The 21,022-nt window shown below is 67.4% G+C and carries 20 protein-coding genes; 10 read left to right on the top strand and 10 right to left on the bottom strand.

Features of this window, described 5'->3' with window-relative positions; all coding sequences use genetic code 11:
* Window positions 1-62: 62 nt before the first annotated feature.
* On the top strand, window positions 63-599 hold the full coding sequence (locus tag ASF14_RS13955) for a hypothetical protein (protein ID WP_056436108.1): 537 nt from the start codon (window positions 63-65) through the stop codon (window positions 597-599).
* Here the strand turns inward: ASF14_RS13955 and ASF14_RS13950 are convergent.
* Genes ASF14_RS13950 through ASF14_RS13940 form a run of 4 tightly spaced genes read right to left on the bottom strand, consistent with a single transcriptional unit; the run spans window position 596 to window position 4,216 of the window.
* Window positions 596-1,306: a Crp/Fnr family transcriptional regulator gene (locus ASF14_RS13950; protein WP_056436105.1), complete on the bottom strand. Its 711-nt coding sequence runs from the start codon at window positions 1,304-1,306 to the stop codon at window positions 596-598. The genes ASF14_RS13955 and ASF14_RS13950 overlap by 4 nt on opposite strands.
* A gap of 57 nt (window positions 1,307-1,363) precedes the next feature.
* Window positions 1,364-1,480 carry a cytochrome bd-I oxidase subunit CydX gene (gene cydX, locus ASF14_RS20945; RefSeq protein ID WP_082442271.1) on the bottom strand — a complete coding sequence of 39 codons (117 nt, stop codon included), beginning with the start codon at window positions 1,478-1,480 and terminating at the stop codon, window positions 1,364-1,366.
* A gap of 14 nt (window positions 1,481-1,494) precedes the next feature.
* Window positions 1,495-2,634, bottom strand: coding sequence for a cytochrome d ubiquinol oxidase subunit II (gene cydB / locus ASF14_RS13945; protein ID WP_056436103.1), 1,140 nt, complete (start codon window positions 2,632-2,634; stop codon window positions 1,495-1,497).
* A gap of 13 nt (window positions 2,635-2,647) precedes the next feature.
* Entirely contained in the window at window positions 2,648-4,216 is a 1,569-nt protein-coding gene (locus ASF14_RS13940; RefSeq protein WP_056436101.1) for a cytochrome ubiquinol oxidase subunit I, read from the bottom strand.
* 124 nt (window positions 4,217-4,340) lie between these two features.
* Here ASF14_RS13940 and cydD point away from each other — a divergent pair, with 124 nt between their 5' ends.
* Window positions 4,341-5,972, top strand: a complete 1,632-nt coding sequence (cydD, locus tag ASF14_RS13935) for a thiol reductant ABC exporter subunit CydD (RefSeq protein WP_056436432.1) — start codon at window positions 4,341-4,343, stop codon at window positions 5,970-5,972.
* Window positions 5,969-7,567 (top strand): amino acid ABC transporter ATP-binding/permease protein, encoded by a 1,599-nt coding sequence (locus ASF14_RS13930; RefSeq protein WP_056436098.1) that lies wholly within the window; start codon window positions 5,969-5,971, stop codon window positions 7,565-7,567. Before cydD ends, ASF14_RS13930 begins: the two co-directional genes overlap by 4 nt.
* Here ASF14_RS13930 and ASF14_RS13925 read toward each other — a convergent pair.
* Both ASF14_RS13925 and hemN read right to left on the bottom strand, forming a co-directional pair.
* Window positions 7,564-7,794: a helix-turn-helix domain-containing protein gene (locus ASF14_RS13925; RefSeq protein WP_056436095.1), complete on the bottom strand. Its 231-nt coding sequence runs from the start codon at window positions 7,792-7,794 to the stop codon at window positions 7,564-7,566. The genes ASF14_RS13930 and ASF14_RS13925 overlap by 4 nt on opposite strands.
* Window positions 7,795-7,909: 115 nt before the next feature.
* Window positions 7,910-9,232 (bottom strand): oxygen-independent coproporphyrinogen III oxidase, encoded by a 1,323-nt coding sequence (hemN, locus tag ASF14_RS13920; protein ID WP_056436089.1) that lies wholly within the window; start codon window positions 9,230-9,232, stop codon window positions 7,910-7,912.
* A gap of 552 nt (window positions 9,233-9,784) precedes the next feature.
* Here hemN and ASF14_RS22075 point away from each other — a divergent pair.
* The 6 genes from ASF14_RS22075 (at window position 9,785) to ASF14_RS13890 (ending at window position 15,926) form a co-directional block, all read left to right on the top strand.
* On the top strand, window positions 9,785-10,168 hold the full coding sequence (locus tag ASF14_RS22075; protein ID WP_201780597.1) for a DUF333 domain-containing protein: 384 nt from the start codon (window positions 9,785-9,787) through the stop codon (window positions 10,166-10,168).
* On the top strand, window positions 10,158-10,835 hold the full coding sequence (locus ASF14_RS13910; protein ID WP_330218793.1) for an RNA polymerase sigma factor: 678 nt from the start codon (window positions 10,158-10,160) through the stop codon (window positions 10,833-10,835). The genes ASF14_RS22075 and ASF14_RS13910 overlap by 11 nt, the downstream gene beginning before the upstream one ends.
* Window positions 10,832-11,755, top strand: coding sequence for a FecR family protein (locus tag ASF14_RS13905; RefSeq protein WP_056436083.1), 924 nt, complete (start codon window positions 10,832-10,834; stop codon window positions 11,753-11,755). The genes ASF14_RS13910 and ASF14_RS13905 overlap by 4 nt, the downstream gene beginning before the upstream one ends.
* Complete coding sequence (locus ASF14_RS13900) at window positions 11,752-14,151, top strand: TonB-dependent receptor (RefSeq protein WP_236697075.1); 2,400 nt, start codon at window positions 11,752-11,754, stop codon at window positions 14,149-14,151. The genes ASF14_RS13905 and ASF14_RS13900 overlap by 4 nt, the downstream gene beginning before the upstream one ends.
* Before the next feature lie 118 nt (window positions 14,152-14,269).
* A complete protein-coding gene (locus ASF14_RS20930; protein WP_076714126.1) occupies window positions 14,270-14,935 on the top strand; it encodes a putative hemolysin in 666 nt (221 codons plus the stop codon).
* Between the two features lie 223 nt (window positions 14,936-15,158).
* Entirely contained in the window at window positions 15,159-15,926 is a 768-nt protein-coding gene (locus ASF14_RS13890) for an outer membrane protein (protein ID WP_056436076.1), read from the top strand.
* Window positions 15,927-16,011: 85 nt separating this feature from the next.
* On the opposite strand, the gene ASF14_RS13885 is transcribed toward ASF14_RS13890, so the two are convergent.
* Window positions 16,012-16,356 (bottom strand): Arm DNA-binding domain-containing protein, encoded by a 345-nt coding sequence (locus tag ASF14_RS13885; protein ID WP_056436073.1) that lies wholly within the window; start codon window positions 16,354-16,356, stop codon window positions 16,012-16,014.
* 423 nt (window positions 16,357-16,779) lie between these two features.
* On the opposite strand from ASF14_RS13885, the gene ASF14_RS13880 reads away from it, so the two are divergent.
* Entirely contained in the window at window positions 16,780-17,520 is a 741-nt protein-coding gene (locus ASF14_RS13880; protein ID WP_056436070.1) for a hypothetical protein, read from the top strand.
* Window positions 17,521-17,686: 166 nt separating this feature from the next.
* On the opposite strand, the gene ASF14_RS13875 is transcribed toward ASF14_RS13880, so the two are convergent.
* From ASF14_RS13875 to ASF14_RS13865, 3 genes are all read right to left on the bottom strand, one after another.
* The gene (locus ASF14_RS13875; RefSeq protein WP_236697074.1) at window positions 17,687-18,940 is read right to left on the bottom strand and encodes a tyrosine-type recombinase/integrase; all 1,254 of its coding nucleotides are present in this window, start codon (window positions 18,938-18,940) and stop codon (window positions 17,687-17,689) included.
* Between the two features lie 226 nt (window positions 18,941-19,166).
* Window positions 19,167-20,759, bottom strand: coding sequence for a hypothetical protein (locus tag ASF14_RS13870; RefSeq protein ID WP_056436064.1), 1,593 nt, complete (start codon window positions 20,757-20,759; stop codon window positions 19,167-19,169).
* The gene (locus tag ASF14_RS13865) at window positions 20,759-21,022 is read right to left on the bottom strand and encodes a spike base protein, RCAP_Rcc01079 family (RefSeq protein ID WP_056436061.1); all 264 of its coding nucleotides are present in this window, start codon (window positions 21,020-21,022) and stop codon (window positions 20,759-20,761) included. Before ASF14_RS13865 ends, ASF14_RS13870 begins: the two co-directional genes overlap by 1 nt.

Raw genomic sequence — 21,022 nt, 5'->3', positions numbered from 1 at the left:
ACCATCGTCAATGCGGGGGCCGCGTCGCTTCGTCACCAGGGGGGCGAAGGAGAAGACCCGCGATGGACCGCAACCCACTTCAAGGCAGTGTCGTGCCGTTCGCGCGGCGCTGGCACGTCATTCAGGAAATCGACCTGATCCGCCTGCTTCAGGAGCATCGTCGTCGGCTGGCGCTATGCGGGCAGGCGGAGGCGATGGCGGATGCCTTGCCCGATCGTCCCGACGCCGCGACCATGACGCTGTTCCTGCAGGCGCTGGAGTCGCTGGTGACGCGGGGCGAGCAGGCGGACGGCGTCTATCTGAAGGCGATGCTGTCCAACGGGCGGGCCGATCCGCTCACCGACACGCTCCTCGACCATGTCCGCCACCGGCATGAGGCGGATGCGGCGGCGGCACGCGAACTGGTCGCGGCCTTTGCCGAGTCGGATGCCTTCGCCGCGCCCGAGACGCTGGGCCATATGCTGCGCAGCTTCTTCAACGGATGCCGCCGCGCGGTCGATTTCGAGCAGCTGGCCATCATCGCGCTGGCGGGGCATCGACTGACGCCCGAGGCGCGGTCGCTGTTGATCGACGCGCTGGCCGACAGCCTGCTGGATTAGGCCGCTTCGGCCCGCGCTGCCAGCGCCTCGCGGTCGCTGATCGTGATGGCGCGGCCGCCGGGCAGGCCGATCACCCCGCTCTGCTTCATCCGGGTCAGCTGGCGGCTGACCGTCTCGATCGTCATGCCCAGCACATCGGCGATCTGCCCGCGCGTCAGCGGCAGGTCGAATGTTACCGGCCCGTCGCGGCTGGCCCGGCATCCGCTGGCCCCGGCGCGCGCCGCCATGTCGAGCAGGAAGCCCGCCAGCTTCTCCCCCGCCGATTTGCGCGCCAGCACCAGCATCCGCCCCCGCGCCTCGTTCAGCGATTCGAAGGTCCGCTGGAGCAACAGGCGTTCCATGCGCTGATGATCCTCCAGCACCCGCTCGAAGGCGGCGCGGGGAAAGACGCACAGTTCGGCCTCGGTCAGCGCGGTCAGGGTGAAGTCGACATCGCCCGCATAGGGCTGTCCGAAAAAGTCGGCGGGGTAGAGCAGGCCGACCGTCTGCTCGCGGCCATTGGCGGTGGCGGCGACCAGTTTCAGCACGCCCGTCAGCAGGTTGCCGCAGATCACCGCCTCGTCGCCCGCCCAGGCGATGGTCTGGCCGCGCGCGACCCGTCGGCGCTGGCCGATGGCGTTCAGGGCGAGCAGCTCCCGGTCGTTCAGGCTGCCGCACAAGGCCCGGTCGCGTACCGCGCAATCGGCACAGATGTCGTTCGGGATCATGGCCTTGCCTTATAGCGCGGCCATGATCCCCTGTCGTCGGACGGATTGTCCTATCTGTCAGTGTGGAGGTGACACGTCATCCTCCCGCGGCAGATGGAATTCGTGCCAGATGCCGTTGAGGATGCCGAAGCCGATCGCCAGGCCGAGGCCCAGCACCCAGGAAAAATACCAAATGGGTCGTTCCTTTCTCAGTAAAAGTCGGGGTTGGTACGCACCGCGTCCGCCGTCACGCGGCCGAACATGACCCGGTAGGCCCAGGCGGTGTAGGCGAGCACGATCGGCAGGAAGACGAGCGTGACGAACAGCATGATGCCTAGCGTCTTCTGTGTGGACGAGGCGTTCCACACCGTCAGGCTGCTATGCGCGTCGATGCTGGACGGCAGGATGAAGGGGAACATTGCGCAACCGACGGTCGCGATGATCCCCGTCGCGGCGAGCGACGATCCGGCAAAGGCCAGCGCCTCGCGTCCCGCCCGGATTCCGATCAGTGCCAATGCGGCCCCGGCAAAGCCCAGTACGGGTAGCGCCATCATCCACGGATAGGCCGCATAATTGTCGAGCCATGCGCCGCCCGCTTGCTCCGCCGTCATGCGCAAGGGATTGGACGGGCCGAGCGGATCGACCGTGCCGACGATCCGGTAGCCGATATCGCCCCATGCGACGAAGGCGAAGCCGACCGCGAAGAGCAGAATGGAGGCGATGGCCGCCGCCGTGCCGAATGCCCGCGCCCGGTCATGGACGGGACCATGCTCAACCTTGATCGACAGCCATGCCGCGCCGTGCAGGACCAGCATCGCCACCGACAACAGCCCACAGACGAGGGTGAAGGGCGTGAACAGGCCGAGGAGCGTGCCATCGTAAAAGGCACGCAGGTCGCCATCCAAACGGAAGGGCGCGCCCAGCAGCACATTGCCGACCGCGACGCCGAAGACGAGAGCTGGCACCAGTCCCCCGACGAACAGCGCCCAGTCCCAGCGGGTGCGCCAGGCCGGGTCCGGCCGCTTCGAGCGATATTTGAACCCCACCGGCCGCAGGATCAGCGCGGCCAGCACCAGGAACATGGCAAGGTAGAAGCCCGAAAAGCTGACCGCATAGACGAAGGGCCAGGCCGCGAAGATCGCGCCGCCGCCCAGGATGAACCAGACCTGGTTTCCCTCCCAGGTTGGCCGGATGGAGTTGATGACCATCCGCCGCTCGGCATCGCTGCGCGCGACGAAGGGCAGGAGGGCGGCGACGCCCAGGTCGAACCCGTCGGTCAGCGCAAATCCGATCAGCAGCACACCCAAGAGCGCCCACCAGATCAGGCGCAACATCTCATAATCGAACATGTCCTGGCCTCCTTCAGGCGGTGATGGGAATGGCGGCGGGGATGGGGCCGGGGGCGGGCTGGTCGTTCCGCTCTTCCGGGCCATGCGCGATGGCGGCGAGGATCAGTCGGACCTCGATCACCGCCAGTACCCCGTAAAGCGCGGTAAAGCCCGCCAGCGTGGTCCACAGCGCACCGCGCGACAGCGAACTGGTCGCCAGGAAGGTCGGCAGCACGCCTTCGATCGCCCAAGGCTGGCGACCCAGCTCGGCGACCACCCAGCCCAATTCGATCGCGATCCAGGGCAATGGGATCGCCGCCACCGCGAGGCGGAGGAACCAACGCGCATCGAGATGCATCCGCAGCGAGCATAAGGTGAAGGCGGCGGCGAACAGCGCGATCATCGCAAAGCCGATCGCCGCCATGATGCGGAAGCTCCAGAAGAGCAGGCCGACATCGGGCACCGTGTCCCAGGCCGCCGCCTCGATCTGCTGCGGCGTCGCGGCGCGCGGATCGGCCATTTGCCGCTTGAGCAGCAGGGCATAGCCCAGGTCGCGCTTGTGCGCCTCGAACCGGGCGCGCTCGCGCATGTCCTGCGGGTTCGCCTTCAGCCGCTGGACCGCGTCATAGGCGATCACGCCCGAGGCGATGCGTTCCTGCGCCTTCAGCACCAGTTCGGACATGCCGGTGACCGTGCCGTCGAGGCTGCGCGTCGCGATCAGGCCGAGCAGCCATGGAATCTCGACCTTGTAGCGCGTCTCGCGGGCCACCGTGTCGGGATAGCCGAACAGGGTCAGGCCGGAGGGGCCGGGCTCGGTGTGCCAGACCGCCTCGATCGCGGCGAGCTTCATCTTCTGATTGTCGGTCAGCGCATAGCCGCTCTCGTCGCCCAGCACGACGACCGACAGCGACGAGGCGAGGCCGAACGCCGCCGCCACCGTCATCGACCGGCGCGCAACGGGCAGGAAGCGGCCCTTCAGCAGCCAGAAGGCCGACACGCCCAGCACTACGACCGAAGCGCAGACATAGCCCGCGCTGACGGTGTGGACGAACTTGGCCTGGGCGACCGGGTTGAACAGCACCGCGCCGAAGTCGGCGACCTCCATGCGCATCGTATCGGGATTGAAGCTCGCGCCGACCGGGTTCTGCATCCAGCCATTGGCGACGAGGATCCACAGCGCCGACAAATTGGTGCCGAGCGCGACCATGAAGGTGACGATCAGATGGCCGAGCTTCGACAACCGGTCCCAGCCGAAGAACATCAGCCCGACGAACGTCGCCTCCAGGAAGAAGGCCATCAGCCCCTCGATCGCCAGCGGCGCACCGAAGATGTCGCCGACATAATGCGAGAAATAGGACCAGTTGGTGCCGAACTGGAACTCCATGGTCAGGCCGGTGGCGACACCCAGCACGAAGTTGATGCCGAAGATCTTGCCCCAGAAGCGCGTCGTCACGCGCCATTCCGGGCGGTTGGTCATGACATAGACCGATTCCATGATGACCAGCATCATCGACAGGCCGAGCGTCAGCGGTACGAACAGGAAGTGATACAGCGCGGTCGCCGCGAATTGCAGTCGCGACAGGTCTACGACGCCGGGGTCCATAGCATGTCTCCATAAGAGGAGCCGCCCCCCGGCCCCTTGCCGAGCGACTCGCTAGGCTTGGCGCGCCGTGCCGACATTGACCGCGGTCAAAGACTATGGGGGCGGTCGGGGCGACCGTCGCGGCATGACGACGATCGCCCATGCTCCCCCGACGCGTAAGGCACGCAATCGCTGGTTGAACGATGCGGCCGGGCGGCGCGACGGTGTGGCGGGCCTGTTGCTGCTCGATACGCTGGCGGCGATCGGCTTTGCGGCGGGTGTCGCGGGCGGCGTGACGGCGGTGATGGGGCAGGGGGCGGTGTGGCCCTGGGCCGTGCTGATACTGGGCATGGGGGCGTTGCGCGCGGTGTTCGCGACCCTGGCCTTGCGGCGGGGTGCGATGAGGGCGGGCGCGGTCAAGCGGGCGCAGCGACTTCGCGCCGTGGCCGCCACGCTGCGTCGCAAGCCCGGTGCCCCGATCGACAGCGGCCTGCTCGCCAGCCAGGCTGTCGATGCCGTCGAGGCGCTCGACGGCTATATCTCTCGCTTCCTGCCCGCGCGCCGGGCCGCCGCCATCGCGCCGATGCTGGTCCTCGTCGCGACCGCCTGTGCCAGCTGGGTGGCGGCGGTCATTCTCGCAGGCACGCTGCTGCCCTTCGTCGCCGCGATGATCCTGGCGGGCGGTGCGGCGGCGGACGAGTCGCGGCGGCAATTCGTCGCGCTGCACCGTCTGTCGGCGCGCTTTGCCGACCGGGTGCGCAGCTTGCCGGTCGTGCTGGCCTTCCGCGCCGAGACACGCGAGACCGAGGCGATCGGCGTGGCGGCGCAGGAACTGGCCGAGCGGACCATGCGCGTCCTGCGGGTGGCCTTCCTGTCCTCCGCCGCCCTGGAGTTCTTCGCGGCGCTGTCGGTCGCGCTGGTCGCGGTCTATTGCGGTTTTGCCCTGCTCGGCCTGCTGCCCTTCGCCGCGCCCGAGACGCTGACCCTCGCCCGAGCGTTCTTCGTGCTGGCCCTTGCGCCCGAATTCTACGCGCCCATGCGCCGCCTGGCCGCCGCCTATCATGACAAGCAGGCGGCAGAGACCGCCGCCGATACGCTGATGCCCCTGATCGAGCCGGAGCCTGTGCCCTTGGTTCGGGTCACGGCTCCGCTGATCCTGCGCGATGTCGCCATCCAGTATCCGGGCAGCGATGCCCCCGCCGTCTCGCATCTGTCGCTGCGGATCGACGCGGGCGAGACGGTGGCGTTGCTCGGCCCCTCGGGCAGCGGCAAGACCAGCGTGTTGCATCTGCTATTGGGGCTCGCGCCGCTATCGGCGGGAACGGTCGAGGCGGGCGGTGGCCCACTCACCTCGCTGGCGGGACATGCAAGCTGGGCGGGCCAGCACCCCCTGCTGATCGCGGGCACGATCCGCGACAATCTGACGCTGGCCCATCCCCGCTCGGATGAACTGGCGATCCAGCGCGCGGTCGCGGCGGCGGGCTTGGGGCCGATACTCGCGGCCCGGCCGGGTGGCCTCGGCGCCATGCTCGACGCGCGGGGCAGCGGGCTGTCGGGCGGCGAGCGGCGGCGGATCGCGCTCGCCCGCGCGCTGCTCAACCCCGCGCTCTTCCTGCTGCTCGACGAGCCGACCGCGCATCTCGACGCCGCCGCCGAAGCCGCGCTGATCGCCACCATCGCGCGCGCCGCGAAAGAGCGCACGACGCTGATCGCCACCCACAGCCCCGCGCTGGCCGCCATCGCGACTCGCGTCGTTCATCTGGGACATGCCGCATGACACTCCACAGGCTGATTGCCGCCGAACGCTGGCGGGAACGTCGTCGTCTGCAGCAGGCGGGACTCTGTGCCGCGCTGGTTGCGATCGCTTCGGTGCTGCTGCTCGCCTTGTCGGGTTGGTTCCTGACCGCCGCCGCGCTGGCGGGGGGAGCGGGGATCGTCGCGGCGCAGGCGTTCAACTATATGCTGCCCTCCGCCATGATCCGGTTGCTGGCGATCGTGCGAACCGGGGCGCGCTATGGCGAGCGGCTGGCGAGCCATGGCGCGGCCTTTGGTGCGCTCGCCCGGCTGCGGCCCGCGCTCTACCGCGCGCTCACCGTCGCGCCGCCCTCGGTCGCGCTGGCGCTCGGCCGGGGCGAAGCGACCGCGCGGCTGATCGGGGATGTCGATGCGGTGGAATGGCGCTTCGTCCGTTTGTCGGGGCCCTGGGGTGTCGTCGCGGCGCTGGCCTCGGGCGCGGCGCTGACGCTGCTTGGCGGCTGGCTGGCCATGGTCGCGACGCTGGCCTGTGTCGGGGGAGCGCTCGGTCTGGCCCGTGCCTGGGCGCACCGGTTGGAAGAGCCCGGCCGCGCGGTGCAGCAGGCGATGGGGGCCTTGCGCGAGGAGGTGGCGACGATCGGCGGCGCGGCGGCGGAACTCCGCTGTTTCGCACTGGAGGATTGGGCGACCGCCCGGATCACGGCGGCGAGCGACCGGCTGGCCGAGGCGCAGGCGCGGCAGGCGGCCGTGGCGGCCCGGTTCGAAGCGCTCCACGTGCTCGGCGTCGCGCTGGCAGCGGCATCGGCGCTGGTCCTGTCGGCGGACGCCGGCGCACCGATCGCGGCACTGGCGGCGCTGGCAGCGGCGATGACGGCCGATGCGAGCGCACCGATCCTGCGCGGCATGACCGAGCGGGGACGGCTGTGCGAGGCGGAGGCACGGCTGGAAACGCTGTTCGAGGCGGCGGAAGCGCATCCGGTTACGGACGTGGCGGAGGACGCGAGCCTCTTGATCGACCGCATGCCATTCGCGCCAGGCAGCCGGATCGCCCTGACGGGGCCATCGGGCTGCGGCAAGACGAGCCTGGTCGAGGGATTGCTGGGCCTTCGCCCGCTGTCACCCGGCCGGATCATGATCGGCGGACGCGATGCCGCCTCCCTCGCACCTGCCAGTCTTCGTGCGACCTTTGCCTGGACTCCGCAGGACGCGGCATTGATGGCGGGCACGGTGCGGGACAATCTGCGGCTGGCCGACGACCAGGCGAGCGAGGATCGAATCTGGCAGGCGTTGCACGATGCCGCGCTCGACGACGTGGTGCGCGCCTTGCCGCAGGGGTTGGATACATGGCTGGGCGAGGATGGGGCGCGGCTGTCGGGCGGCGAGCGGCGGCGGCTCTCCCTGGCGCGGGCCTATCTGGCGGATGCGCCCTGGCTGCTGCTCGACGAACCGGGCGAGGGGCTGGATGCGGTGGTCGCGGCACACGTCGCGCGGCGCATGGACGCACGGTTGAAGCGGACCGGGCAGGGGATGATCCTGGTCAGCCACCGCCCGGTGCTTTCGGCGCTGTGCGATCGCCAATGGGCGGCCGATGGGGGAAGCCGCCGATCCGCCGCTTAACTCGCGATCCCGGCCAGGCGGACCCGGTCGAGCAGGTGCACGCCCCGCAGACCTGCGAATGTGATCAGCCCATCCTGCTGGAACGCGGTCATGTGACGGCTGACCGTCTCGACCACCAGACCCGGCGCCTCCGCCATCGCAGCCCGCGACAGCGGCCATGTCGAGCAGCGATGCTGGCCCGCGCCTCGGCCTACGCGCGGGCCAGCATCGGCACCCAGCGTCGTCATCGTCCGGCGCAGCGATCGTGTCGGCGCAATGGCTGGCCGGATCGCCGTTCCGGCCGGATGCCTGTCCGGCCCTCAATCGGCGGCGGCGACCGATATCATGAAGCGCGGCGGCCGGTCAGACGGCATGGCTGAAACGCGTGTCGTCCTCGCTGCGCCAGGCGTCGAAGGCGGCGGCGATGCTGCGGGCATAGGGCAGCGCGTCGGCGGTCAGGCGGAGGCAGTGCCCTTCCCATCGGAGCAGTCCGGCCTGCTCGAAGCGGGAAAGCCGGGCATGAATGGCATCCCGCTCCGGCAAACCTTCCGTATCGGCGACTCCCTGGCACAGCACCCCCGCGATCGCTGCGCCCCGCCGCCGGTCGAGCGGCGTCCGCCGGATACCCCGCGCGGTCGCGAACCGACCGGCGTCGATCGCCTGGTGCCAATCGCCCGCCTTCTTCGCGTTCTGAAGCAGTCGGTCGGGGAATTCGCTGATCGCGCTCGCCCCTAGGCCGATCAGGATCTCGGCGGGATCGTCGGTGAACCCCTGGAAATTGCGGCGCAGCGTGCCGTTTGCCGCCGCCTGTGCCAGCGGATCGTGCGGCTTGGCGAAGTGATCGAACCCGACGGCCCGGTACCCGGCCGCCGTCAGTCGCTCATGCGCCGATGCCGCCTGCGCGAAGCGCGCTGCCGCACCGGGCAGCGCGGTCGCGTCGATCCGGCGCTGGCGTGGGATCAGGTGGGGGACATGCGCATAGCCGAAGACCGCCAGCCGCTCGGGCGCAAGCGCGACCGCTTCTTCCAGCGTGGCTTGAAGCGCCGCATCGGTCTGTCCGGGCAGGCCGTACATCAGGTCGAAATTGATCGATCCGACCCTGGCCCCGCGCAGCAGCGTGACGGCGCCGATGATATCCTCACGCGGTTGAACCCGGCCGATCGCCGCCTGGAGCATGGGATCGAAGGTTTGCACGCCCAGGCTGACCCGCGCGACGCCGGTCGCGGCGATGACGCTCGCCCAGTCCGGCGCGAAGCCGCGCGGATCGATCTCCAGCGATAGGGGTGCGTCTTCACACGCAAAGGCCCTGCGCAGATGCGCGACCAGTGCCGCAAAGGCGCCCGGCGAAATGGCGTTGGGACTTCCCCCGCCAAAGGCAATCCGCCGGATTCGTCCGCGCCCCTCCAGCCGGGCGGCGATCCTGTCGATCTCGGTATGGAGCCGGGCCAGATAGGCATCCAGACGCGCGGTGCGGTTCGCCGCGCCGGTGTTGCACCCACAATACCAGCAGATCGCCCGGCAATAGGGGATATGCAGATAGAGCGACACATCGGCATCCGCATCGACGGCATCGAGCGCGGCGGCCATGTCGTCATGACCCACCCCGTCGCCAAATTCGGCGGCGGTGGGATAGCTGGTGTAGCGCGGCACGGGCCGGGCGAGCAGGTCTGGATGATAGGGCCACATGGCGCATCCTGTGCCCAGATGCAGCCGACGTGCCCTTGACCATCGTCAAAACAGCCTTTGTCGATGATGAAGGCGGCGGGGGAGGCCCGCTCCCAATCGGCCCCCATAATGTAAGGCAAGAGACGACCGGTGTCAGAACCGCCGCCCTTCCGTTTCCGCGCGTCGGCTTCGACCCAGCATCGAACCGACGCACAGACTCAGGTCCGGGTCGGTGTGCGTGCGGGTGACGTTCTGTTCCATGCCCATGCCATCTCGGCTTCGGGCAGATCGCCTGCCGACCGTCCTGGGCTCGACGATCGCGGCGTGATGCCTGACCCGGGGAACAGTAAGGGCGCCGCGCAGGATGTCGGCTCGATTGCCCTCGGTACGTAGCCGCTGCCGGTCGAAAGGCTTCCTTGCACGCCTCCAGCAGGGAAATGATCCCCTCCTATCCCCATCCGGGTAGCCGATGATGGACGCGTGCCAAGGCAATTCGCCTTCCGCTTCGTCTGATGAGTGAGGGCGGCGAGAAAGCCTTGTGTGCCAGGTCTTGCCGGATGAACGGGAGTTACAATGCCGATGCGTCTTTGGGTTTTTGCCGCCATGGGATCGGTGGTGTGCCTTGGCGTGCCGGCGCTGATCCTGAACAGCAGCGAGGCGTTCGGGCAGATGACAGAGGGCAACGCCGCGCCCGGTATCTGCGTCCGCGCCGGCGGGGTGGGCATCGTGGTCAATGGCGGGAGTTACTGCCGCCTGGGGGACGGACGCCTTGTCGACCAGCGACTGCTGTTTCGTCGTCGGCCCCGGCGTGCGGTCATGCCCAATCCTGCCAGTGCCTATTGCGAACACAATGGCGGTTGGATCGAAACCGTAAATGCTCCTGGTGGCCAGACGGGCTATTGCCATCTGCCAAACGGTGCCGTCGTCGAGGAATGGGCATTTTTTCGTGGCCGCTGATATCGCGAACGTCGCCAGAGCGACGGTGGCTGTCGACCCTCAACAACGACAGACGATCTCTCCCCGGCCGGGCAAACGAAACATGGCCTGTCGAAATTCATTTCTCACGATTCATCCGGTAAGGGCCACGGCATGGTCCAATCCATCAATGTCGGTGCCGATGTCGTCAAACGGGCTTGAAGCGGTTTATCTTGCCAATCGTGACAAACTTGTCCGGTTTCTTGTCGCGCGTGGCGCGGGAGATGCAGCCGAAGACTTGGTTAATGATCTTTGGCTAAGGATATCAACGTCTTCGTCATCAGGTCCGATCGCCAATCCGATGTCCTACCTGTTCCGGGCGGCCGATACGCTGATGATCGACCGCTACCGCGCGAAACGCCAGGGGGAGAAGCGGGAGCAGGACTGGTACGAGCTTAGCGGGGATGGCGAGGCTTCACCCGAACCGGCGGGCGAGCGGGTGATCGGCGCACGACAGGAAGTGGCGAAGGTCGCCGCGGTCCTGGCAAGGCTGGGAGCACGCCGGGAAGCCATCTTCCGGCGCGCCCGGATCGATGGCGTGTCGCAACGGCAGATCGCCGCGGAACTGGGCGTCAGCCTCAGCACGGTGGAGGCCGATCTGCGGATCGCCACCCGTGCACTGATCGAATTGAAGGATGAACTGCAATGACCGGCAGACAGGTCGACGAACAGGCGCTGGAATGGGCGATCCGTGCCGCCGATCCTCACTTTGAAGACTGGGACGGCCTGACCGGATGGCTGGAGGCCGATCCGGGCAATCACGACCGGTATGACGATGCGCTGACCGCCATGGCGGAGGCCCGCGATCGTGTCGCCGCGATGCCCGTCCAGGCTGAACCGGTCGCGGCCAATGACGAACGGCCGGTGCGGCACGGCTTTTGGCGCTGGGGCGGCAGCGCCGTCGCCGCGATGCTCGTCGCGGTCGTGGGCGTCTCCGTCTGGAACGAGCGCAGCCAGCCCTATGCGGTCGAAACCGCCCCGGGCGAACAGCGCGCGGTGCAACTGGCCGATGGCAGCGAGATCGTCCTGGCCGGCGGTTCGCGCGTGACATTGGACCGGGCGGATGCGCGGGTGGCGAGCGTCGAGCATGGCGAGATGCTTTTCCGGGTGCGTCACGACGCCGCGCACCCGTTCCGGGTCACTGCAGGCGACACGCAGATGGTCGACCTCGGCACGGTGTTCGACGTAACGCATGATGCGGGAGGGACCCGCATCGCCGTCGCGGAAGGGGCGGTGATGGTCGCCCCGGACAGCGCGAAGCTGCGGCTCGAGCCAGGACAGGCGGTGGTGGCACGCGGCGGGGAACTGCGTCGACAGGTCGCGACGGATGTCGGCGGGTGGCGTGAGGGGCGGTTGACGTTCGACAACGCGCCATTGTCGGACGTCGCGCGCGATCTCACCCGCCAACTCGGCCGCACCGTCCGGGTGGATCCCGCACTGGCCGCCAGACCGTTCAGCGGGACGATCGACATCCGCAGTCTACGAGACGATCCGGCGCGGCTGGGTCGCTTGCTGGGGGTATCGGTCCGGGCCGATGGCAAGGAATGGGTGCTGGGCGACAATCGGTGACGTTCGGTGCGGCTGCGGTCGCGACAGGATTGACGCTCGCCATGACGGTGGCGGCTCCGGCGGAGGCGCAGAGCCTGTCGATCGATCTGCGCGCGGGCAGCGTCCGCGATCAGGTGACCACGCTCGGCCGTCTCGGCGGGATCAGCGTCGTGGTGACGGACCCTGGCCTCTGGTCGAAGCCGGTGCCGCGTTTGCGCGGACGGATGAGTGCGGTCGTAGCCCTTCGCCTGATTGCGGCACGCTGCGGCGGGGAAGTCGAGGCGATCGACAACCTGTTGTACCGGATCGTTCCCAGGCGCACGCCGAGGCCTCGTCCGACCCCGCCCCGGCCTAACCCCCAACCCGAAGCGGCGAAGACGCCCGAGGCCCCTCCGCCCGACATCATCGTCATCGGCAGCAAGCGCGATCTGCCGTTCGGCCAGACCGCCGGGCAGGTCATACGGGTGTCGGGGCAGGATCTCGAACTGGGCGGTGCCGGTGGAACCGGACGGCTCACGTCTCGGCTGACGACGATCGCCTCGACCAGCCTGGGGGCGGGCCGGAACAAGCTGTTCATCCGGGGCATCGCCGATTCTAGCTTTTCGGGTCCGAGCCAGGCGACCGTCGGCCAGTATTTCGGCGACCTGCGGCTTGGCTACAACGCACCTGATCCCGACCTTCGCCTCGCCGATCTGGCGGCGGTCGAAGTGCTGGCCGGGCCGCAAGGCACGCTGTACGGGGCGGGATCGATGGGCGGGCTGATCCGCCTGGTTCCCAATCCTGTCGAGCTGGACCGGACCGGTGGGTCGGTGGCGATCGGGGCATCCGCCACGGCCCATGGCGCGCCCGGCTTCGATACGCAGGCTGTCCTCAATCTCCCGGTCGTCACCGATCGACTGGGAATCCGGCTGGTCGCCACGGCGGTCGAGGATGGTGGCTATATCGACAAGCCGCTGCTCGGCCGCCGCAACGTCAATACGACCCGTATCGCGGGCGGGCGCGGCACCCTGCATCTCAACATCGCCGATGGCTGGAGCGCGGAGCTGATCGGCATCGCGCAGCGTATCCGGGGTGCGGACAGCCAATATGCGGATCGCGATGGCCCCTTCCTCACGCGCAGGACACGCGTGGTCGAGGGGTTCGGCAATGATTTCGGCCAGGGGCAGTTCGTGCTGGACGGACGAATCGGCGATATCCGATTGCGGTCCTCCACCGGCCTTACCGCGCTCGACCTGACCGAGCGCTATGATGCGACGACGCCCAACGATCCCGCGACGCTTTTCGTCCAGACCAACCGCACCCGCATGATCGCCAACGAGACACGCGCCTGGGTCACGCATGCCAACGGGTCGGGGTGGTTGCTGGGTCTGAGCTATACCGGGAATCGCACCCGGTTGTTGCGGTCCTTCGTCTTGCCCGGCCAGCGCTATCCGCTTCCCGGCGTGTCCAATCACCTGCACGAACTCACCGCCTATGGCGAGGCCAGCGTCCGGCTGACTCCGGCGATCCTGTTGACCAGCGGCGCGCGGGTCAGCCGATCCGTGTTGTCCGGCGCGGCGGAAGATGCCCGGGTGCAGGATGTGCCGATCGTGTCCGCTACCGTGGCGACGCGGCATGAATGGTCCGTGCTGCCCTCCGCCTCGCTTCTCGTCGACCTGCGTGGCGGGGCATCCGCTTTTCTGCGCTATCAACAGGGGTTCCGTCCGGGCGGTCTGGCGGTCGACGATGACTATGTCCGTCAGTTCGACAGCGACCGGGTCTCGACGATCGAGGCGGGCTATCGCTTCGGCCGTGCGGCGCGAGACCCCTTCGCCCTGACACTCACCACCGCCCATACCGATTGGCGAAATATCCAGGCGGACTTCCTCGATAGCGGAAACCTGCCGTCGACCGCCAATATCGGCAATGGCGATGTCTGGACCGTGGAGGCATCCGGGGCGATCCGCATCGCGAAGGGGTGGCGCATGGAGGGGGCCGTCTCGCTCAACGACAGCAGTGTCAATGAGGGCGATCCGAACGACCTGCCGCTGCAAGGGGCGCCCGGCGACCAGGGAGGCGTCTCGGCGCGCCTGCGTCCCATTCCCAATATCGCCGATATCACGGCACGGATCGGCATGAGCTATGAGGCCGCGCTGGGCGACCGGTCGCGGCTGAAGGTCGACGGCTGGGTTCGTTATATCGGGCTGTCGCGCCTGGGGCTGGGACCTGTGCTGGGGGATGAGCAGGGCAATTATGCCGACAGTGCCGTCACCGCGCGTATAGGCCGGGACCGCTTCGGCGTAACCGTCGGCGTGTCCAATATCCTCGACGCGCGGGGCAACCGTTTCGCGATGGGTACACCCTTTGTGACCGGCAAGGAGCAGATCACGCCCATTCGCCCACGCACCTTCCGCGTCGGACTGGATACGGCCTTCTGAAAAAATTCCTACGGTGTCGGCCTGTCTGCTTCGTCATCGTCATGCTGGCACCGCCACGTGGTGGCCGTGTCATGCAAGGCGGCGAACATGTTCAGGCATCGGCAATGCCGATGAAGGAATGTTCCGGCTGCTGAACTTGCAAACCGAACCGGACGACCAATCCGGCTTCGCCAGTAGGGACGATGAGATGAAGTCTGTAGTATTGATGAGCACCGGCCTGGTCTCGGCAGCGGCGGCCATGTTGTCCGTTCCGGCGCAGGCGGCCCCGGACAAGGTCGGCATCGCCAACCCGGCATCGGTATATTGCGGCTCGATCGGCGGCACGTCGTTCGTGCGCAAGACGCCGTCGGGCGATGTCGGCTATTGCCGCCTGCCCAACGGCCAGGTCCATGAAGAATGGGACCTCTTCCGGAACAGCCAGAAGCCTTCGCCCAAGCGCCGCACCGATGCGCATCTAGGCAATCCCGCCGCAGTGCATTGCACCAAGGTCGGCGGGACCAACCTGAACCGCCGGACCGCACGCGGTGACGTCGGGCTTTGCCGGTTGCGGAACGGCAAGACGGTCGACGCCTGGGACCTATTCCGCGGCGCCAATGGTAAGGGGAAGGACACGAATTCCCGCAATCACCGCGCAGTCATGACGAACCCTGCTTCCTCCTATTGCGTGGATCAGAAGGGAACGATCGAAGTTCGTCAGGACTCAGGGTATTGCCATCTGCCGAACGGACGGGTGGTCGAGGAGTGGAAGCTCTTCCGCGAACAGCCGGCCGGCCGCGCCCGCTAAGCACCCATGACATGAGCCGCGTCCGAAAGGGCGCGGCTCATATATTTGCGGTACATCCTATCCATCTGAAATCCTCAGCTAAAATCTCGGCTTATATAGTTTCTAAAAAAAGTTTCAGCTGCACCTAAGGCAATTCGAAAAGGGTGACGTCTTGTGAATGTAGGGGGACGCGAACTGGTGCGACCCACTCGATCACACGTTCCATTTCGAAGGACCAATTCCAATGACCCTGGTTAGCACGCTCGCGCCCGCCTATCGCGGTGCGCGCCGGAACTCGGCTGCTCTGTTCGCAGGCTTTGCCGCAGCGATCGTCGCAGTATCCCCCGCCGCCGCGCAGAAGGCGGAGCCAGGCGCCTATGCCGTCGCCCGCACCGGCGTGCAGATCGATTCCGACGTGAAGCCGACCCAGGTCCTGGCGAAGGGCCAGACCGTCGCCAAGACGACGCCGACCCTGCCCAAGAACATCGACCATGACGGCGGCTTCACCGGCGAACTCGGCATGGGGTACGACTTCGGCGGCCTCCGTGTCGAGGGAACGGCGGGCTACGACACCGCCAAGGTCAACGCCAAGGCGCTGAGCACCAAGACATATTCGGGCGCCGGGCGCACCAAGTCGTTCGATCTCGGAGTCGCCGCCTATGTCGACCTGGTCCGCGAAGGTCCGTTGAAGCCGTTCGTCGGCGGCGGCATCGGTGCCTCGCGCGTCGACTATTCGATCAGCCGCCTGATGATCGACAAGACCCCGGGCACCCGGAAGCCGATGGTTGGGATCATGGGCAAGGACTGGGGCTTCCGTTGGCACCTCGATGCCGGCGCGAGCTATGATGTGACGCCGCAGACTGCGATCGAAGTGCTTGGCCGCTACTCGCAGACCACCGGCCTGCGGATGAAGGACACGGCGATCGACGAAAATCTGGTCCCCCAGACGATGGACTATAAGCTGAAGAACACGTCGGTCTCGATCATGGCCGGTATTCGTCAGAAGTTCTGACCTCAAACCCGTACCCAAGGAAGGCGTCGCTCCCATTGCGGGGGCGGCGCTTTCGCTTTGCCTGAAGCTGATAAGCGATCGGATTTTACCGTATTTGGGCAGCCTTGGACGGAAGCGGCGCCTCGCCCGCATCGGTGTGGGAAGTGGCAAGGGTCCTGGGCGGTGTCTGCACTTGGATGGTTTCCTCGACGGGATCGATCCCGTCATCGAGCTCGGCCTTGGCCTCGTCGCGCTTCCGGCGCGCCTGGACCAGGGAGACATCGGGGAAACTGCCCAGCGACAATTTGCGCTTCATGCCGCAGCATCGATAGCGAAGGCGCCAAAGCAGGGCGCCGGATGGCTGCACCAGCAGATACATGCCGTCCGTATCGGCCACCTTGGAGGGACGCGCTGCCGGTTTCAGCGCCCGGATCTGCGCAACCGTCAGCATGAGGCCACGCCTCCCACAACGTTCGTGGCCCCTTTTGAATGGGCCACGGCGGAACATAATGAGATTTCGCGGGACCGCGGTGAGGCAGTTTACAGCAGATTTCTGCGGTTTTCCAGGTTTGTTCCGGAGTCGTGATGGTGCCGCTTACAGGACTCGAACCTGTGACCCCCGCATTACGAACGCAATAGATGTCCTTCATTTTGGGGAATCTTGAGCGTCGTTAGCGCGGTGCCAGCGACAATTTAGCCAGCATTTACAGAGAACGTCTCTGACCTGCGCGGGAATTGCGCAGGAAGGCTGCTGGCCAATCCCACCCTTCAAGACCTGGTGACAGGTCTGCCGATTTGCACAGCGCGCGTCTGAAAATGCGATTCAGGCGGCGCTTTCGTGCATCCAGATTACTTCGGTTGGGGAAGCCGAAAGATGACGTTCGCGGCCGCGCGGGAGACGCGCCAAATCACCAAGGCCCTGGCAGCAAAGCTGTCCGGAAAAGTGCGAGGAGAAGACCGCACGGTCCGGCGCGACAGCTATGACGTCGACGATAAGCGGGCCAATGTCTGGCGTCCGATCGGCGACGGCACGGTCGGGGGCGCGATGGACTGGCGGGATTCATTCCTCCAGACCGCCCGCGAATATGACGATCATCACCGAGGCGATCGGGGCGTGCGGCCGCTAGGCTGGACCGGCATCCGTGTCCTCGAGATGCTGCTCGGCGTGCGCGGCGTGCCGATCTGCTTCAAGACCGGCCGCCTGGAGCCCGCTATCGACACGCTCGCGCGAATCGGCCGCTTGTCCAGGACGACGGTGATCCGCGCCCTTGCGCGCCTGAAGCAGCACAATTTCCTGCGCTGGGTGCGCCGATCACAGAAGACCGACCGCAAGGGCGAGTTTGCGCCCCAGCGCGTCCAGGTCACGAACGCCTATTTCTTCGACATAGGCAGCCTGCCCAAGAACGTCCGCCAGCGCTTCCGCGACCTCATGAGCCGTCGTGCCCAGCGCCGCGCCGCCCACGCCACCCGGCAGCACTCCACGCCGCCTTTGCCCCCAGCGCCGCCGCCAGTGCCGTCGTCTCCGGACCTGCGAGATGCCTTGGCGCGCCTCGGCGCGCAGGTCGAGAGCGCGAGTACACCTAAGGGTCAGTATCCGGCTCAAGGGGTTAGATGAAAAGGAATGGCCCCGCTTTAGGCGGGTCCATGCGCAGTTTGTTAGGTCCCCCCCAGGTCTGACCGGCCTACCCAAAGCACCCGACGGCCAAGAGGCGTCCGTCGGGACCGGGCGGCTGTGCCGCCCGTGGGCTATCGAGGGGGGGACGGCACGAACCGTGCCATTCTCATTCCGGCCGATCGCCCGGCGCTGGCGTATCGAGCAGGATTTCCGCCCACCGATCGAACAGCCACCGTCGCCGGTCGAGATGCTGCGCCCGATTGTACGCCGCCTCGACGGCCGACGCCTGGACGTGGGCCAGGGCGCGATCGATGGCGAAGCGTTCGTCCGGAAAGCGGTCGTTCAGCGCCGTCGAAAAGGTGGCGCGCCATCCGTGAGGCACATGCCGCCCGCCGACACCGCACCGCGCGTACAGCGCGCCGATCGCGCCCTCGCCGATGGGTCGGCCCCCGCGATGAAAGATCAGATCCGCGCCGCCGATGGCCCGCGCCTGGCGAAGCACCGCGACGGCCGCCGCAGACAGCGGCACGAGGTGGGCATTGGCCGCGTCGGCCTTCTTGGCGACCGCCATCTTCATCCGCACGGCCGGAATGCGCCATAGCGCCGCCGGTGCTGGCGCGTCGGTCGACCAGTCGACGCCCTCGATCTCGTCCCACCGCGCGCCCCGCACGGCCGCGAGGCGGACAGCGGTCAGCGCCAATAATCGCGACGCCAGCCGGATCGCCGGGGCGACACGCGCGCGATCGGCGGCATCGAGGAGCGCGCGGGCTTCGCCCAGATCCTCCAGCGCGGGCTGGCGCTTGACGGGCGCGCCGGTCGCCAGCTCGCGGACCAGGCCAGCGGCGGGGTCGCCGTCGACGATACTTCGGGTACGCGCGAAGCGATAGATTGCCGAGAGGCGCTGCGCGATGCGCCGCGCCGTTTCGGCCGCGCCGGTGCGCGCAATCCGGCCGAGCAGGCGCAGCAGCTGCGGCGTGGTGATGGCCGTCGCCAGATCCTCGCCGATCACCGGGAAGACATGGCGCTCGAGGCTGGCCAGAACGTCGGCCGCGTGGACGGCGGTCCAGCGGTCGCGGCGATCGGCGTGCCAGTCGCGGGCCAGCTGCTCGACGGTGATCGCCGACTGCGCCAGGCGCTCGGCCATCTTCGCAGATATGGCCTTGGGCTCGACGCCGTGGATGTACATCCCGCGCGCGATGCCCGCTGCCTCGCGGGCGTCGTCGAGCGACACATTGGGCCAGTCGCCCAGCGAGATGACGGCCTCGCGCCGGTCGGCCCTGATCCGGACGCGCCAGGCCCGCAGGCCGGTGGGCGCGACATACAGGTGCAGGCCCTGCGCGTCCCACATCTTATAGGCGCGGGGCTTCACCCGCACGCGCTGAAGGGCGGCGTTGGAGAGCATATTGGTATCCGAAAGCACGAACGCCCCTGCCCAGGTGGACTAGGCGGGGGCGTTCAGTTGGGAGGAAGTCCAAGGCGCGGCGTGGCGCGGTAACGAAGCCTTCACCCGTGTGGGCGAAGCTGTCGGGCAAGCTCTGCCCGCAATCGGGGCGGAGGGAGTATCCGCCCCGGTTTCGCCGAATCGGCGGAAAAGCGCGGGTTCATGGGGTCGTTGGGCGACCGCCATTCCCCAGCGATACCCCCCGCTAGACGAACAGCGCCTTCCGCCCCTGGGAAATGGCGGCGACGATGATCCGGACCATTGAGGGCAGCGGGTGCACGCCTTCCGGGCAAGCTTGCGGGCGCAGGACCGTACCGGCGGGCAGCACGGCCGTCGTGGAAGAGACCGTGACGGTGTACGGCCCCGCGCCTGCGACCGCCTGGACCTGCAGCCAGGTGCTTCCCGATACGAGGATATCCCCGACCAGAGGCGCGGTAGTGGTCTGGATCGTGGTGTAGGCGGTCGTGCCGTCCGTCCCTGCCTGGGCTGCAAGGGTGAAAGTATTGGGGATGACCGGCCAGGTGGCGGGATAGGCCGGATCAAACCACGCTGGTCGCGTGTCGATATAGCCGGTCAGCCGACCGCCCGCGCCCGCCTCCTTGAAGGCTTCCAGCAGCCATTTGAACCCGTTGCCCCAACCGTTGGTGGTCGACGTCCATTCGTTATAGGCGGCAGGCGTCTGGCCGGTGCGACTGGTGAACATGTCGTTGGAAGTGTCGCGGCTTAGGACGCCCACCCCGACCATCGGCGCATTCGGGTAACGCGACTTGAAGCGGTCGACCAGGCCGGTCCAGTTGGCCTGCATCGTCGAATAGTTGCTATTGGAGTCGTTCTGCCCCAGCTGATTGAGCACGCTCGTGAACGGGCGCGCCGAATTGGTGTTGAAGGCGATCGCCTGATCCAGGACCTGCCAGCGCAAGGTCGCGTTAGTCCCCAGCTCACGCGCCGACCCGCAGCCGGGCATCCCCATCACCCAATGCGGCACCCGGCGATACGTGGGATCATCGACGTCCAGCCAGCGCCGCAGCCATCCCATGTTGCCGCGCGTATCGGCCTCGAGCGCATATTCCTGTCGCGCCTCGCCGATACTGTCGACCAGGCCCAGCAGGACCGGACGCCCGTCCCAGCCCCGTGCGACCGTCATATCCGGGCCGTAATAGGCGGGCATCGACTGGCCGAAGCCAGTGTCCAGCGACGCGGTCGACGGCGTATCCGGCGCGGTCAGCATGGGCATAAGGCTCGCTGCATCGGTGGCGCCCCATATCCGCTCGCCCCGGTGCCGCTGGATACGATACACCGGAATCTGCTTTTCGCCCGCCGCCGTCGAATAAAGCGTCCACACCGCCACCGCCGCCTCGGCCGGGATTTCGACATTGGGCTCGTCGGTCCACACGCCGATGTTGCCGCTGGCGATCGTCGCCCCGGGCTGACCACCGAACGACAGCGCGATCGGCGCGCCACCGTTCACGCTAAGCCAGGCACCGACGATCGTCTGCGCATTCCCGGGCAGGACCGTCTCCTGCGGGCTGTTACTGCCCTCGGTCGAGGCAAACCCGCTGAAATGAAAGCGCGGGTTGGTGACGGTGTGAACCGGCGCGTTCATCACGATCTTGCTGAGCTTGAAGTTCGTGTCGGCCGCAGCGGTCGTCAGCGCGCCGGATGGAAAGCGCGCCCTAGTCGACCAGAACATGTAGCGGGCCGCGTCGACCACCTGGGTCGGCATCAGAGGTGCCGGATCGACCGACACGGGCAGCCCAGCGATCGCGATCGCCAGCGCGGAAAAGCCGAAGCCGAACATCAGTCGAGCGCCACGATATCGGCAGCGGTGGTGCCCGTTGCCTTGATCAGCTTGAAGCGCATCGGGTGATATCCGACCCAGACCTTATAGGTGCGGTCAGCGACGTCGTCGCGCAGGCGGCCGACGATCGTCCCGGCCGTGCCGACCATGATACCCTTCGGGAGGAAGCCCAGCTCGTTCGTGTCGTGCGGCACGACATTCAGCGACCTGTTGGCGGGCGCGGTTACGGTATCGGCATTCGAGCCGTAGCGATCCTGGGGCAT

This window comes from Sphingomonas sp. Leaf257, from assembly GCF_001422185.1.
Taxonomy (GTDB): Bacteria; Pseudomonadota; Alphaproteobacteria; order Sphingomonadales; family Sphingomonadaceae; genus Sphingomonas; species Sphingomonas yabuuchiae.
The sequence above is the reverse complement of the archived record's forward strand: the minus strand, read 5'-3'. Positions and strand labels throughout refer to the sequence as shown.

Bases quoted from the DNA above. Each gene is read 5' to 3' on its own strand.
- ASF14_RS13930 (WP_056436098.1), top strand. From the start codon at position 5,969: ATGACACTCCACAGGCTGATTGCCGCCGAACGCTGGCGGGAACGTCGT.
- ASF14_RS13955 (WP_056436108.1), top strand. From the start codon at position 63: ATGGACCGCAACCCACTTCAAGGCAGTGTCGTGCCGTTCGCGCGGCGC.
- cydD (WP_056436432.1), top strand. From the start codon at position 4,341: ATGACGACGATCGCCCATGCTCCCCCGACGCGTAAGGCACGCAATCGC.
- ASF14_RS13865 (WP_056436061.1), bottom strand. From the start codon at position 21,022: ATGCCCCAGGATCGCTACGGCTCGAATGCCGATACCGTAACCGCGCCC.
- ASF14_RS13925 (WP_056436095.1), bottom strand. From the start codon at position 7,794: ATGACGACGCTGGGTGCCGATGCTGGCCCGCGCGTAGGCCGAGGCGCG.
- cydB (WP_056436103.1), bottom strand. From the start codon at position 2,634: ATGTTCGATTATGAGATGTTGCGCCTGATCTGGTGGGCGCTCTTGGGT.
- ASF14_RS13905 (WP_056436083.1), top strand. From the start codon at position 10,832: ATGACCGGCAGACAGGTCGACGAACAGGCGCTGGAATGGGCGATCCGT.
- ASF14_RS13885 (WP_056436073.1), bottom strand. From the start codon at position 16,356: ATGCTGACGGTTGCGCAGATCCGGGCGCTGAAACCGGCAGCGCGTCCC.
- ASF14_RS13940 (WP_056436101.1), bottom strand. From the start codon at position 4,216: ATGGACCCCGGCGTCGTAGACCTGTCGCGACTGCAATTCGCGGCGACC.
- hemN (WP_056436089.1), bottom strand. From the start codon at position 9,232: ATGTGGCCCTATCATCCAGACCTGCTCGCCCGGCCCGTGCCGCGCTAC.
- ASF14_RS13890 (WP_056436076.1), top strand. From the start codon at position 15,159: ATGACCCTGGTTAGCACGCTCGCGCCCGCCTATCGCGGTGCGCGCCGG.
- ASF14_RS22075 (WP_201780597.1), top strand. From the start codon at position 9,785: ATGCCGATGCGTCTTTGGGTTTTTGCCGCCATGGGATCGGTGGTGTGC.
- ASF14_RS13950 (WP_056436105.1), bottom strand. From the start codon at position 1,306: ATGATCCCGAACGACATCTGTGCCGATTGCGCGGTACGCGACCGGGCC.
- ASF14_RS20930 (WP_076714126.1), top strand. From the start codon at position 14,270: ATGTTCCGGCTGCTGAACTTGCAAACCGAACCGGACGACCAATCCGGC.
- ASF14_RS13880 (WP_056436070.1), top strand. From the start codon at position 16,780: ATGACGTTCGCGGCCGCGCGGGAGACGCGCCAAATCACCAAGGCCCTG.
- ASF14_RS13870 (WP_056436064.1), bottom strand. From the start codon at position 20,759: ATGTTCGGCTTCGGCTTTTCCGCGCTGGCGATCGCGATCGCTGGGCTG.